The sequence below is a fragment of the Pseudomonas sp. LFS044 genome, assembly GCF_047978245.1.
Classification (GTDB): domain Bacteria; phylum Pseudomonadota; class Gammaproteobacteria; order Pseudomonadales; family Pseudomonadaceae; genus Aquipseudomonas.
In genome coordinates this window covers 134,375-146,828 of the sequence record NZ_JBFPFX010000010.1, presented here as the reverse complement: position 1 = coordinate 146,828, position 12,454 = coordinate 134,375, and the positions used below count along the sequence as shown (strand labels likewise).

General features: G+C 64.3%; 10 protein-coding genes. 9 read left to right on the top strand and 1 reads right to left on the bottom strand.

Translation table 11 applies throughout. From position 1 onward, the window contains the following. Window positions 1-53: 53 nt before the first annotated feature. Window positions 54-905: a LysR family transcriptional regulator gene (locus ACNQPL_RS11320; RefSeq protein WP_416466753.1), complete on the bottom strand. Its 852-nt coding sequence runs from the start codon at window positions 903-905 to the stop codon at window positions 54-56. A 291-nt stretch (window positions 906-1,196) separates the two neighbouring features. Here ACNQPL_RS11320 and ACNQPL_RS11315 point away from each other — a divergent pair, with 291 nt between their 5' ends. The 9 genes from ACNQPL_RS11315 (at window position 1,197) to ACNQPL_RS11275 (ending at window position 11,868) form a co-directional block, all read left to right on the top strand. Beyond that, window positions 1,197-2,108 (top strand): LysR family transcriptional regulator, encoded by a 912-nt coding sequence (locus ACNQPL_RS11315; RefSeq protein WP_346613450.1) that lies wholly within the window; start codon window positions 1,197-1,199, stop codon window positions 2,106-2,108. A 100-nt stretch (window positions 2,109-2,208) separates the two neighbouring features. Beyond that, window positions 2,209-3,117: a hydroxymethylglutaryl-CoA lyase gene (locus tag ACNQPL_RS11310; RefSeq protein ID WP_416466752.1), complete on the top strand. Its 909-nt coding sequence runs from the start codon at window positions 2,209-2,211 to the stop codon at window positions 3,115-3,117. A gap of 11 nt (window positions 3,118-3,128) precedes the next feature. Further along, the gene (locus ACNQPL_RS11305; RefSeq protein ID WP_416466751.1) at window positions 3,129-4,322 is read left to right on the top strand and encodes a CaiB/BaiF CoA transferase family protein; all 1,194 of its coding nucleotides are present in this window, start codon (window positions 3,129-3,131) and stop codon (window positions 4,320-4,322) included. Between the two features lie 2 nt (window positions 4,323-4,324). Then, on the top strand, window positions 4,325-4,849 hold the full coding sequence (locus ACNQPL_RS11300; RefSeq protein WP_416466750.1) for a gamma carbonic anhydrase family protein: 525 nt from the start codon (window positions 4,325-4,327) through the stop codon (window positions 4,847-4,849). Between the two features lie 62 nt (window positions 4,850-4,911). Then, window positions 4,912-6,228, top strand: a complete 1,317-nt coding sequence (locus tag ACNQPL_RS11295; RefSeq protein ID WP_346613446.1) for an MFS transporter — start codon at window positions 4,912-4,914, stop codon at window positions 6,226-6,228. A 34-nt stretch (window positions 6,229-6,262) separates the two neighbouring features. After that, window positions 6,263-7,546 carry an OprD family porin gene (locus ACNQPL_RS11290; RefSeq protein ID WP_416466749.1) on the top strand — a complete coding sequence of 428 codons (1,284 nt, stop codon included), beginning with the start codon at window positions 6,263-6,265 and terminating at the stop codon, window positions 7,544-7,546. 548 nt (window positions 7,547-8,094) lie between these two features. Continuing rightward, complete coding sequence (locus ACNQPL_RS11285; RefSeq protein ID WP_416466748.1) at window positions 8,095-8,829, top strand: gluconate 2-dehydrogenase subunit 3 family protein; 735 nt, start codon at window positions 8,095-8,097, stop codon at window positions 8,827-8,829. Window positions 8,830-8,832: 3 nt separating this feature from the next. After that, entirely contained in the window at window positions 8,833-10,617 is a 1,785-nt protein-coding gene (locus ACNQPL_RS11280; RefSeq protein ID WP_416466747.1) for a GMC family oxidoreductase, read from the top strand. A gap of 12 nt (window positions 10,618-10,629) precedes the next feature. Continuing rightward, a complete protein-coding gene (locus ACNQPL_RS11275; RefSeq protein WP_416466746.1) occupies window positions 10,630-11,868 on the top strand; it encodes a c-type cytochrome in 1,239 nt (412 codons plus the stop codon). Window positions 11,869-12,454 lie beyond the last annotated feature (586 nt).

Below are 12,454 nucleotides of genomic sequence, written 5' to 3'. Positions count from 1 at the left end.
GGGCTGCGGGGTTGCGGAAATTCCGTATCGGTGCAGGCGACCTCTGCAGAAATTCACAAGCGCAGCAGCGGTTTGACCTGTTGCTGCAAGAAGTCGGTAACGGCCTTTATGCGCGGGGTGTTGCGCACATCCTCGTGCACCGCCAGCCAGATCTCGATGCTCATGGTCTGTGCTTCATCGCCGGTAGCCTGCAGCCCATGTTCCTCGGCCATGAACGCCGGCAGGCAGGCTATGCCGATGCCGCCGGCGGCGGCCTGGGCCTGGATGCGCAGGTCGTTGCTTTGCAGCACGAAGGGTTGGTGGTGGGTCTGGTCCAGCAGCCATTGTTGCTGTGGCGACTTGGCCTGGGACTGGTCATAGCCGATATAGCGCGGTGCGCGGGTGCTTTGCAGGTACCCGGGGGCGGCGTACAGGCGGTAATCCAGATAGCCAAGCAGGCTGGCCACCAGCGTCGGTTCGGTGGGCCGGGCCAGGGCGATGCTGATGTCGGCTTCGCGCCGCGCCAACGAGGCGCGGGACTTGCTGCCGACCAGCTTCAGGCGCAGTTGCGGGTAGTGGTTGCACAGCTGGCCCAGGCGCCGCGCGATGATGCTGCCCAGCAGCGCGGGCGGGGCGGCCAGTACCACTTCGCCTGCAACTTGCTGCTGGCCGGCGGTGGCGAAGTGCTCGAGGGCGAACGACGACTGGGTCATCTGTTCGGCGTAGTCGCCCACTCGGCGGCCATGCTCGGTCAGCACATAGGCCCTGGGGCGGCGGTCGACCAGCTTGAGGTTGAGCGCAGCTTCCAGCGCAGCGATGCGCCGGGCCACGGTGGCGTGGTCGACGCTCAGCTGCTTGGCCGCGGCCGAGAGTGAGCCTTGGCTGATGAAGGCAGAGAAATGGCGCAGATCTTCCCAATCGAACATGGCGGGCCTCAGGTAGGGACCACCATGATAAAGCCGTCGGGTCATTCTGTGGGAGCGGGCTTGCCCTGGTACACCCGCGAAGCAGGCGACGCGGTGAATGGCACCGGCGTCGCCGGTGTTCGCGGGGCAAGCCCGCTCCCACAGGATTTGCATCAACTTTCACACCGTGACCAGGGCAGTAGATCCCACAGGATTTGCATCAACTTTCACAACGTGACCAAGGCAGTAGATGCCACAAAGTAGGCCTGAATCGATGCTAGCATTGCTGTCATTTACAGCCCGGACACCCCCATGCAGCCCCTCGATCACCTTTCCCTGCACCTGTTCATCGTGGTCTGCGAAGAGGGCACCATCGCCGGTGCCGGTGAGCGGGCGTTCATGGCGCCGTCGGCCGTCAGCAAGCGTATCTCGGACATCGAGGCGCGCTTTGGCACCGCGTTGTTCAAGCGCAGCAAGCGCGGGGTCGAGCCCACCCCGGCGGGGCTTGCCCTGCTGCGCCATGCCCGTGGCCTGACCCGGGCCATGGAGCGCCTGGACAGCGAGCTGAGCGAGTACGCCGAAGGCGCGCGCGGGCATGTGCGGGTGCTGGCCAACGTGTCGTCGATCATGGAGTTTCTGCCCGAGGAGTTGTCGGCCTTCATGCTGGACAACCCGCTGATCCAGGCCGACATCGAAGAGCGCTTCAGCGCCGATGTGGTCCGCGGGGTGGCGGAGGGCAATGCCGACCTGGGCATCTGCAGGCAGTCCGCTGCAGTCGGCGACCTTGAATTCGTGCCGTATCGGCAGGACCACCTGGCCGTGGTGGTCAGCGCCAATCACCCCCTGGCCGCACGCAGCAGCATTGCCTTTGCCGAAACGCTGGGCTACGAGCACCTGGGTCTATCGGCGTTCGCCACCTTGAACAACTTCATGCGCACGAGCGCCGAGGCAGCGGGCAAGGAGCTGCGCTTTCGCTCCTATGTGTCGTCGTTCGACGCCGCGTACCGGCTGGTGCAGTTCGGCCTGGGCCTGGCAGTGTTCCCGCAGGAGGCGGTGGCACGCTATGCGCCGTTGTTCGACCTTAGGGTGATCCCGCTGACCGATGACTGGGCGCTGGGCGAGTTCGTCATCTGCATGCGCGACCGGCATGCATTGTCGCTGTCGGCGCGGCGGCTGGTGGACCACCTGCTACTGCGGGCCCCCGCTTGGCAAAGCGTGCGCTGACATCCATCGTGGCTGACGATGGATCAGCCCGTGAAAGACGTCTTTTCTGCCCGTCGCGCTGCTCTTAGTCTGGCCGCACGCTTCAGACAGAGAGCCCCTGATGACAACAATAACAATCAACGAAGTCGGCCTGCGTGATGGCCTGCAGAGCCTGCAGACAGTCATGCCTACCGCCGCCAAGCAGCGTTGGATCGACAGCGCCTATGCCGCGGGCGTGCGCCATATGGAAGTCGCCTCGTTCGTGCCGGCCCGGCTGCTGCCGCAGATGGCCGATGCCAGGCAAGTGGTCGCCCACGCCCTCACATACCCGGATTTGCGGGTGACGGTGCTGGCCCCCAACCTGCGCGGTGCCCAGGATGCGCTGGAGTCCGGGGCGCATCGCATCGTTGCGCCGGTGTCGGTGAGCACGGCGCACAGCCTGGCCAACGTACGCCGTACCCCCCTGGAAATGGTCGAGGAGCTGGGGCGCATGTGCCAGCTGCGCAACGACATGGGCCGCCAGGACGTGGAGGTGATTGCCGGCATGTCGGTGGCCTTCGGCTGCACCCGCCAGGGTGACGTGCCGCTGAGCGACCTGTGCGCATTGACCCGGCAGGTGATCGAAGCCGGCTGCGACCTGGTTTCGCTGGGCGACACCACCGGCTACGCCAACCCAGGCCAGGTCGCCACGGTGATCCAGGCCGTGCGCGCCATCGCCGGCGAGCGGCTACGTGCCGCGCACTTTCATGACACCCGTGGCCTGGCCCTGGCCAACAGCCTGGTCGCCGTGCAGCAGGGCATCCGCGAGCTGGACGCTTCGCTGGCAGGGCTGGGCGGCTGCCCGTTCGCCCCGGGCGCCTCGGGCAATACCGTCACCGAGGACCTGGTGTTCATGCTGCAGAGCATGGGGCTGCAGACCGGCATAGACCTGCAGGCCCTGATCGATTCGCGCCAGGTGCTGCGCGACGCCTTGCCCGATGAACCGCTGTATGGCGCTATCGCCCGCGCCGGCCTGCCGCTCAACTATTAAGGGATAAAACAATGTCCAGCCTCCCCTTGGACGGCATTCGTGTCGTCGAGATTTCGCACATGGTCATGGGCCCCACCTGCGGCATGATCCTCGGTGACCTTGGCGCCGAAGTGATCAAGATCGAGCCCACCCGCGGTGACGGCACGCGCCGCCTGCTGGGCGCGGGGGCCGGTTTTTTCCGCACCTTCAACCGCAACAAGCAGTGCATCGCCATCGACGTCGAAACCCCCCAGGGCCGCGATGCGGTACTGGACCTGATCGACACGGCCGACGTGTTCATCGAGAACTTCAAACCCGGGCGCATGCACAAGCTCGGTTTCGACTACGCCGCATTGCGCCAGCGCAACCCGCGGTTGATCTACGCCTCGCACAAGGGCTTCCTCAGTGGCCCCTACGACAACCGCCTGGCGCTGGATGAAGTGGTGCAGATGATGGCCGGGCTGGCCTACATGACCGGGCCGGTAGGCCGGCCGTTGCGGGCAGGCAGCTCGGTGAACGACATCATGGGCGGCATGTTCGGCGCCATCGGCGTGCTCGCCGCGCTCAACGAGCGCAACAGCACCGGCAGTGGCCGCGAGGTGCAAAGCGCGCTGTACGAGAACTGCGTGCTGCTGGCCGCCCAGCACATGCAGCAGTACGTGGTGACCGGTGAAGCCGCGGCGCCGATGCCCAACCGCATCAGCGCCTGGGCCATCTACGACGTGTTCACCTTCGCCGGGGGTGAGCAGATGTTCGTGGCCGCCACGGGGGAAGGGCAGTGGAACGCGTTGTGCCAGGTGTTGGGCCAGGCTGCCTTGCGGGATGACCCGACGCTGGCCACCAACAATGACCGCGTGCTGCAGCGCCCGCGCTTGCTGGCGCACCTGGCCGAGGTATTCGCCACCGTCGACGCTCAGCAACTGGCGGTGGAGCTTGAGACCAACGGCATCCCGTTTGCGCCGATCCGCCGCCCGGAAGAGCTGTTCGACGACCCCCATCTGCAGCAAAGCGGCGGCATGGCCGACCTGACCCTGGAGGACGGCAGCAGCACGCCGATGCCGTTGCTGCCGTTGTCGCTGGATGGCCAGCGCCTGCAACCGCGCAGGCCCATACCACGCATTGGCGAGCACACGCACAAGGTCATGCGCGAGCTTGGCTACAGTGACGCACACATCGCCGAGCTGTGCGCGGCGGGCGTGCTCAAGACCGACGAACAGGGGCGCTAAGCATGGCTATCTATCGCTACGACACACTGACCCCAACCCTGCACCCTGAAACCTTCGTTGCCGAGCAGGCCACGGTGATTGGCGACGTGACCCTGGAGCAGGGCGTCAGCATCTGGCCCCAGGCAGTGCTGCGCGGCGACAACGCAGCGGTGCGCATCGGCCAGCACAGCAATGTTCAGGAGGGCGCGGTACTGCATGCCGACCCTGGCTTTGCGCTGACCGTGGGCAGCGGCGTCACCGTGGGCCACCAGGCGATGCTGCACGGCTGCACGGTGGGCGATGGTGCGCTGATCGGCATTCAGGCGGTGGTGCTCAATGGTGCGGTGATCGGCCGCAACTGTCTGGTGGGCGCGGGCGCCATCGTCACCGAAGGCAAGGTATTCCCGGACAATTCACTGATCCTCGGCGCGCCGGCCAAGGTGGTGCGTGAGCTGACGCCTGACGCCATCGCCCACCTGCACGCCAACGCCGCCGACTACGTTTGCAAAGGGGCCGCCTACAAGGAAAAGCTCGTGCGTATCGGCTAACAGCTTCAAGCGGCGCCTGGGGCGCCGCCGCTCTCCAATAATTACAAGAATGGAGATCCACCATGGTTGCCTTGACCGGTGTTCTGGCGCGTGAGCGCAACGACAGCCACATCAATGAACTGCTGCTGTACCGCCGCGTGGCCTGGCGCATCATGCCGCTGGCCATCATCTGCTTCCTGTTTTCCTACTTCGACCGCATCAACATCAGCTTCGCCAAAACCCAGATGCAGGCCGAGCTTGGCCTGAGCGACGCGGCCTACGGCCTGGCCGCGAGCATGTTCTTCATCGGCTACGTGCTGTTCGAAGTGCCAAGCAGCCTGGGGCTCAAACGCTACGGAGCGCCGGCGTGGATCTGCCGGATCATGGTGTCGTGGGGGTTGGCCACCGCCGCCCTGGTGTTTGCCTACACCCAGTACACGCTGTACTTCCTGCGCTTTCTGATCGGCGTGATGGAGGCGGGTTTCGGGCCGGCGATCCTGTTCTACCTGGCGTGCTGGTTCCCGCGTAAACACCTGGCGAAAATGAATGGGCTGTGGTTCCTCGCCGTGCCCTTGGCCGGGGCGGTAGGTGGGCCGGCGGCGGGCTTTCTGCTGGGGACCATGGATGGCGTGCTGGGCCTGGCCGGTTGGCACTGGCTGTTCCTGATGTCGGGGTTGCCGTGCGTGGTGCTGGGTGTGCTGGTGTTGTGGAAGCTCGACCGTGACATCGAGTCGGCCAAATGGCTGAGCCGCGCGGAGAAGGACCTGCTGGTGGAAAACCTGGCGCAGGACAAGCGCGCGCAGAAGCCGGTGCTGGGGTCGCTGTGGCGGGTGCTGCTCACCCGTGAGGTGGCGATCATGGCGTTCATCTATTACGTGGTGAAAACCGCGTCCTACGGCCTGAACTTCTGGATGCCCCATCTGATCAAGTCGTCGGGTGTGCAGGACATGTTGTGGGTGGGCGTGCTGTCGGCGCTGCCGTATGCGGTGGCCTGTGTAGGCATGGTGCTGCTGACCCGGCGCTCGGACCGCACCGGCGAGCGCAAGCGCTACCTGGTCTATTGCCTGCTGGCGGCTGCGGTCGGCTACTTGCTGGCGTGCCTGTTCTCGGACTCGTCCTGGGCGATGATGGCGGCGCTGGTGCTGGCCACGGCGGGCACGTTCATTGCCATCCCGATCTTCTGGACCATCCCGCAGTCGACCTTCTCGGGGTTGGCGATTGCCACCGGCACGGCGGCGATCAACTCCGTGGGCCAGCTCAGCGGCATCGTGGCGCCGGTGATGGTGGGGCAGATCAATGACCTCACGGGCAGCACGTACATGGGCATGCTGTCGATTGCGCCGCTGATCCTGCTGGCCTGCCTGGTGGTGATGCGCTACGTCAAGAACCCCAAAGCCTGAAACCGCCCGACAACAACAATAACAAGGCACACCCATGACCACTTCCACCTCTCGGCGGGCATCGCTGATGCTCGCGGTGTTCTGCTGCGCCTGGCAATCGGCCCACGCGGCTTTTGTCGAGGACGGCAAAGGCAGCCTGGAGCTGCGCAACTTCTACTTCGACCGCGACTTTCACGGTGCTGCCGCCAGCCAGTCCCGGCGTGGCGAATGGGCCCAGGGCTTCATGCTCAAATGGCAGTCCGGCTATACCGACGGGGTGCTGGGTTTCGGCCTGGATGCGGCAGGCATGTTTGGCCTGAAACTCGACTCATCCCCAGCGCGCAGTGGTACCGGGCTGCTGCCACGGGGCAGCGACAGGCGCGCGGCGGATGACTACGGCAAGGCGGTTGCCACGTTCAAGGCCAAAGCGTCGCAGACCGAGCTGCAGGTAGGTGGGCTGAGCCCGCAGTTGCCGTTGCTGGCGTCCAACTACAGCCGGCTGTTCCCGCAGTGGTTCAACGGGGCACAGCTGGTGAGCAAGGACCTGGACAACCTGACCTTGACCTTGCTGCAGGTGGATGCGACCAAGCTGCGCGACTCGACCGACTTCGAGGACCTGACGGCGATGGCGCAACAGGGCGCGTATTCAGCGACGGCGACCAGTGACCGCCTTTATTACCTGGGCGCCGATTATCAGCCAATCAAGCACCTGACCCTGAGCGTGCACAGCAGCCAGCTGGATGACCTGTTCCGCCGCGATTACGCAGGGTTAAGGTACCGGACCGGCCTGGGTCCGGGCGAAGCCTTTACCGAATGGCGCTGGTTCAATGCGCGGGAACAGGGCAGGGCGTTGCTCGGTGAGGTGGATAACCGAACCTTGAGCACCAATTTCGGTTATAGCCTCAAGGGCCATACCTTCAGCGGCGGGTATCAGAAAGTCAGTGGCGATACGGCCTATGCGTATGTAGGTGGGACAGACACCTACCTGTTCAGCGAACAGCAAGTCAGCACCTTTGCCTTGGCCAATGAACGTGCCTGGATGCTGCGCTACGACTACAACTTTGCGGCCCTGGGCATCCCCGGGCTTACGTTCAATGTGCGTTACGTGAAAGGCGACCAGGTCGACCCGCAGCGGATCGCCAGCGCCAAGGGCAGGGCGCTGGCAGCGCGGGGTGGAGAAGGCGCGGAATGGGAGCGGACCACGGACATCACCTATGTGGTGCAGTCGGGGGCGTTGAAGAACCTGTCGCTGCGCTGGCGTAACGCAAGCATGCGTTCGAACTTTGCCGATGCGGCGGATGAGAACCGGGTGATTGTGGGGTATGTGGTCGAGTTTTGAGGGGGGTATGGCGGCGGTTTTATGGGGATGCCCAGATCGAGCGCTAAGCGCTTGCCTTGGGATCTTCAGCGCCCATGAGATCGAGCGCCGCCCGCGCGGCGCATCGCGGGCAAGCCCGCTCCTACATTTGTTGCAACGTGCCATGGCCTGATAGGCCATAGTTGCCAGCCTTGTTGGCATGACCCAATTTTTCGGCTGGCGCTGCCGGCGCCCCACCTGTCTTCAGCCATGCACCAAGGCGAACAACCATGGCCTGACTGGAACGGCGCGTTGCAACAAATGTAGGAGCGGGCTTGCCCGCGATGCGCCGCGCGGGCGGCGCTCGATCTCATGGGCGCTGAAGATCCTAAGGCAAGCGCTCCGCGGGCGGCGCTCGATCTCCAACCCACCACACCCCTCAAGCGAACCCTCAAGCGAACCCTCACACTGAAACCGGTTTCAAAACATTTCCGAACCAGCTAGATTACCCGGCTTTCTCAGGGCCTCGCCCCTGATCGAAACCCAGACGGCGCACCCCAAGGCCGCCCCATTGCTGATGAGGATTCGTTATGCCTGAGCATGCTCCCGACAACCCGCGCCGGGACTTCCTGCGCAAAACCCTGACCCTGATACCGGTGGTCACCGTGGCCAGCACCGGGCTGGGTGCCAGCCAGTTGCTGGCCGAACCGGTTCGCGAACCCAAGGTGCCGGCCACACCACCTGCCGGCAATTTCCAGCCGACCTTCTTCACCGCCGAAGAGTGGGCCTTCGTGCAAGCGGCTGTGTCGCGCATCATCCCCGCAGACGAACTCGGCCCAGGTGCGCTGGAGGCGGGTGCCGCTGAATTCATCGATCGGCAAATGAACACCCCCTACGCCACCGGCGCACAGTGGTACATGCAAGGCCCGTTCAAGGCCGACGCCGCGCCCGAGCTTGGCTACCAGCTGCAACTCAGCCCGCAACAGATCTACCGCCTGGGCATCGCCGCAGCGGACGCGTGGTGCAAGAACGCCAGCGGCAAAACGTTTGCCGAGCAAGACAGCGCTACCCGGGACAAGGTTCTCGGCAAGATCGAAGCCGGTGAGATCGTTTTCGAGCAACTGCCGGCCAAGGTGTTTTTCAGCCTGCTGGTGCAAAACACCCGCGAAGGCTTCTTCTGCGACCCAATCCACGGGGGCAACAAGGGCATGGTTGGCTGGACGCAAATCGGCTTCCCCGGTGCCCGGGCAGATTTCATGGACTGGGTCGAGCGCAACGAGCCGTACCCGTTCCCGGCAGTTTCGATTCGCGGCGAGAGGGCGTAAGGCATGGCCAATGCAATGAAGAAGGTCGATGCAGTCATCGTCGGGTTCGGCTGGGCGGGCGCGATCATGGCCAAGGAACTCACCGAAGCCGGGTTGCAGGTGGTCGCGCTGGAGCGCGGGCCGATGCAGGACACCTACCCCGAGGGCAGCTACCCGCAGGTCATCGATGAGCTGACCTACAGCGTGCGCAAGAAGCTGTTCGTCGACGTCTCGAAAGAAACCGTCACCATCCGCCATAGCGGCAACGACGTGGCGCTGCCCAACCGCCAGCTGGGCGCGTTTCTGCCGGGCAAGGGCGTGGGCGGCGCCGGCTTGCACTGGTCCGGTGTGCACTTTCGGGTAGACCCGATGGAGCTGCGCATGCGCAGCCACTACGAAGAACGCTACGGCAAGCGCTTCATCCCTGAAGGCATGACCATCCAGGACTTCGGCGTCAGCTACGAAGAGCTCGAACCGCATTTCGACTTTGCCGAAAAAGTCTTTGGCACCTCGGGCCAGGCGTGGACCGTGAATGGCAAGGTAGTCGGTGAAGGGAAGGGCGGTAACCCCTACGCGCCAGACCGTTCCAACCCGTTCCCGCTGGTGTCGCAGAAGAACGTGGTGTCGGCCAAGCTGTTTGAAAAGGCCGCTGCAAGCCTGGGCTACAAACCTTACAACCTGCCCTCGGCGAATACCTCCGGGCCCTACACCAACCCCTACGGCGCGCAGATGGGGCCGTGCAACTTCTGCGGCTTCTGCAGTGGTTACGTGTGCTACATGTACTCCAAGGCGTCGCCCAACGTGAACATCCTGCCGGCGCTGCGCCAGGTGCCGAACTTCGAGCTGCGCGCCAACGCCCATGTGCTGCGGGTCAACCTCGATGACAGCAAGCGCAAGGCCACCGGCGTGACCTACATTGACGCCCAGGGGCGTGAAGTCGAGCAGCCGGCAGACATCGTCATCCTCGCCGCCTTCCAGTTCAACAACGTTCGCCTGATGCTGCTGTCCGGCATCGGTAAGCCCTACGACCCGGTGAAGAACGAAGGAGTAGTGGGCCGCAACTTCGCCTACCAGAACATGGGCACGGTGAAAGCGTTCTTCGACAAGGACACCTACACCAACAACTTCATCGGTGCCGGCGGCAATGGCGTGGCGATCGACGATTTCAACGCCGACAACTTCGACCATGGCCCGCACGGCTTCGTCGGCGGTTCGCCGATGTGGGTCAACCAGGCCGGCAGCCGGCCGATTGCCGGCATCGCCAACCCACCCGGCACCCCCGCCTGGGGCAGCGCCTGGAAGAAGGCCACCGCCGACTACTACACCCACCAACTGTCGATGGACGCCCACGGCGCGCACCAGTCGTACCGCAGCAACTACCTCGACCTCGACCCGACCTACCGTGATGCCTACGGCCAGCCACTGCTGCGCATGACCTTCGACTGGCAGGAAAACGACATCAAGATGAACCAGTTCATGGTCGACAAGCTCGGCAAGATCGCCCAGGCAATGAACCCCAAGGCCATCGCCGTGCTCGGCAAGAAGGTCAAGGAGCACTTCAACACTGCCAGCTACCAGACCACCCACCTCAACGGTGGCGCGATCATGGGCACCGACCCCAAGACCAGCGCCTTGAACCGCTACCTGCAGAGCTGGGACGTGCACAACGTGTTCGTGCCGGGCGCCTCGGCGTTCCCTCAGGGCCTGGGCTACAACCCGACCGGCCTGGTGGCGGCGCTGACCTACTGGTCGGTCAAGGCCATCCGCGAGCAGTACCTGAAACACCCCGGCCCGCTGGTCCAGGCTTGAGGAGCGATGAACATGAAGACACTGTTGATCGCAAGCCTGATGTTTGGCGCAAGCATGGCTGTACAGGCCGATGACGCGCTGGTGAAAAAGGGCGAGTACCTGGCCCGTGCCGGTGACTGCGTGGCCTGCCACACCGCCAAGGGCGGCAAGCCGTTCGCAGGCGGGCTGCCGATGGAAACCCCCATCGGCACCGTGTACTCCACCAACATCACGCCCGACGCCACTGGCATCGGCCAGTACAGCTTCGAAGACTTCGACCTGGCCGTGCGCAAAGGCATCGGCAAGGACGGCAGCACGCTGTACCCCGCCATGCCATACCCGTCTTACGCACGGGTCACTGACGACGACATGCGTGCGCTGTACGCCTTCTTCATGCAAGGCGTGCAACCCGTCGCCCAGCCGAACAAGGCCACGGACATCCCCTGGCCCCTGAGCATGCGTTGGCCGCTGGCGGTCTGGCGTGGCCTGTTCGCGCCAGAAGTCAAAGCCTGGCAAGCGCCGGCCGAAACGGACCCGGTGATAAACCGCGGCGCCTACCTGGTCGAAGGCTTGGGCCACTGCGGTGCCTGCCACACCCCCCGGGCGTTGACCATGCAGGAACAGGCGCTGAGCCCCGCAGACGGTGAGCAGTTCCTGGCCGGCAGTGCGCCGCTCGAAGGCTGGATCGCCAAGAACCTGCGCGGTGATCACAAGGATGGCCTGGGCAGCTGGAGCGAGGAGCAGCTGGTGCAGTTTCTCAAGACCGGCCGCAGTGACTGCAGCGCCGTATTCGGTGGCATGAGCGATGTGGTCGAGCACAGCATGCAGCACCTGAACGATGCCGACTTGACCGCTATCGCCCGTTACCTGAAGACGCTGCCGCCAAGCAACCCGGACGACCAGCCGCATGTCTACGACAAGCAGGTGGCAGAGGCGCTGTGGAAGGGGGATGACAGCAAGCCAGGCGCGGCGGTGTACATCGACAACTGCGCGGCCTGCCACCGTACCGATGGCCAGGGCTATACCAGGGTGTTCCCGGCGCTGGCCGGCAACCCGGTGGTGCAGACGGCCGATGCCACCTCGCTGATTCATGTGGTGCTGGCTGGCGGCACGGTGCCAGCGACCCACGCCGCACCGTCGAACTTCACCATGCCCGCATTCGGCTGGCGCTTGAGCGACCAGGAAGTGGCTGAGGTGGTGAATTTCATTCGTAGTAGCTGGGGGAATCAGGGCGAGGCTGTTACTGCAGGGGATGTAAAAGCCCTGCGCTGATAGCTGGGGGCCTTCACCATTTGGCATGTGTGTGGTGCGAGTGCATGCCGGTAGGTTCTTGTCGCCCTTGAGATCGAGCGCCGCCCGCGCGGCGCATCGCGAAGCGCTTGCCTTGGGATCTTTGGCGCCCTTGAGATCGAGCGCCGCCCGCGCGGCGCATCGCGGAGCGCTTGCCTTGAGATCTTTAGCGCCTGTGAGATCGAGCGCCGCCCGCGCGGCGCTTCGCGGGGCAAGCCCGCTCCCACATTTGTTGCAACGTGCCATGGCCTGTGAGGCCATAGTTGCCAGCCTTGTTGGCATGACCCAATTTTTCGGCTGGCGCTGCCGGCGCCCCACCTGTCTTCAGCCATGCACCAAGGCGAACAACCATGGCCTGACTGGAACGGCGCGTTGCAACAAATGTAGGAGCGGGCTTGCCCGCGATGCGCCGCGCGGGCGGCGCTCGATCTAATGATCAACAAATCAACAACGGCGAGCGCCTGCGATCCAGTAGAATCCCGACGAACGGTAGGTGACGAAACCCCGCGGTTTTGATGTATTGAAACCGGTTTCATTCACGTCACCGACAATAATCACAAGGGACCCC

Coding starts and splice junctions, on each gene's coding strand:
- ACNQPL_RS11280 (WP_416466747.1), top strand. CDS start 8,833: ATGGCCAATGCAATGAAGAAGGTCGATGCAGTCATCGTCGGGTTCGGC.
- ACNQPL_RS11275 (WP_416466746.1), top strand. CDS start 10,630: ATGAAGACACTGTTGATCGCAAGCCTGATGTTTGGCGCAAGCATGGCT.
- ACNQPL_RS11295 (WP_346613446.1), top strand. CDS start 4,912: ATGGTTGCCTTGACCGGTGTTCTGGCGCGTGAGCGCAACGACAGCCAC.
- ACNQPL_RS11320 (WP_416466753.1), bottom strand. CDS start 905: ATGTTCGATTGGGAAGATCTGCGCCATTTCTCTGCCTTCATCAGCCAA.
- ACNQPL_RS11315 (WP_346613450.1), top strand. CDS start 1,197: ATGCAGCCCCTCGATCACCTTTCCCTGCACCTGTTCATCGTGGTCTGC.
- ACNQPL_RS11290 (WP_416466749.1), top strand. CDS start 6,263: ATGACCACTTCCACCTCTCGGCGGGCATCGCTGATGCTCGCGGTGTTC.
- ACNQPL_RS11300 (WP_416466750.1), top strand. CDS start 4,325: ATGGCTATCTATCGCTACGACACACTGACCCCAACCCTGCACCCTGAA.
- ACNQPL_RS11310 (WP_416466752.1), top strand. CDS start 2,209: ATGACAACAATAACAATCAACGAAGTCGGCCTGCGTGATGGCCTGCAG.
- ACNQPL_RS11305 (WP_416466751.1), top strand. CDS start 3,129: ATGTCCAGCCTCCCCTTGGACGGCATTCGTGTCGTCGAGATTTCGCAC.
- ACNQPL_RS11285 (WP_416466748.1), top strand. CDS start 8,095: ATGCCTGAGCATGCTCCCGACAACCCGCGCCGGGACTTCCTGCGCAAA.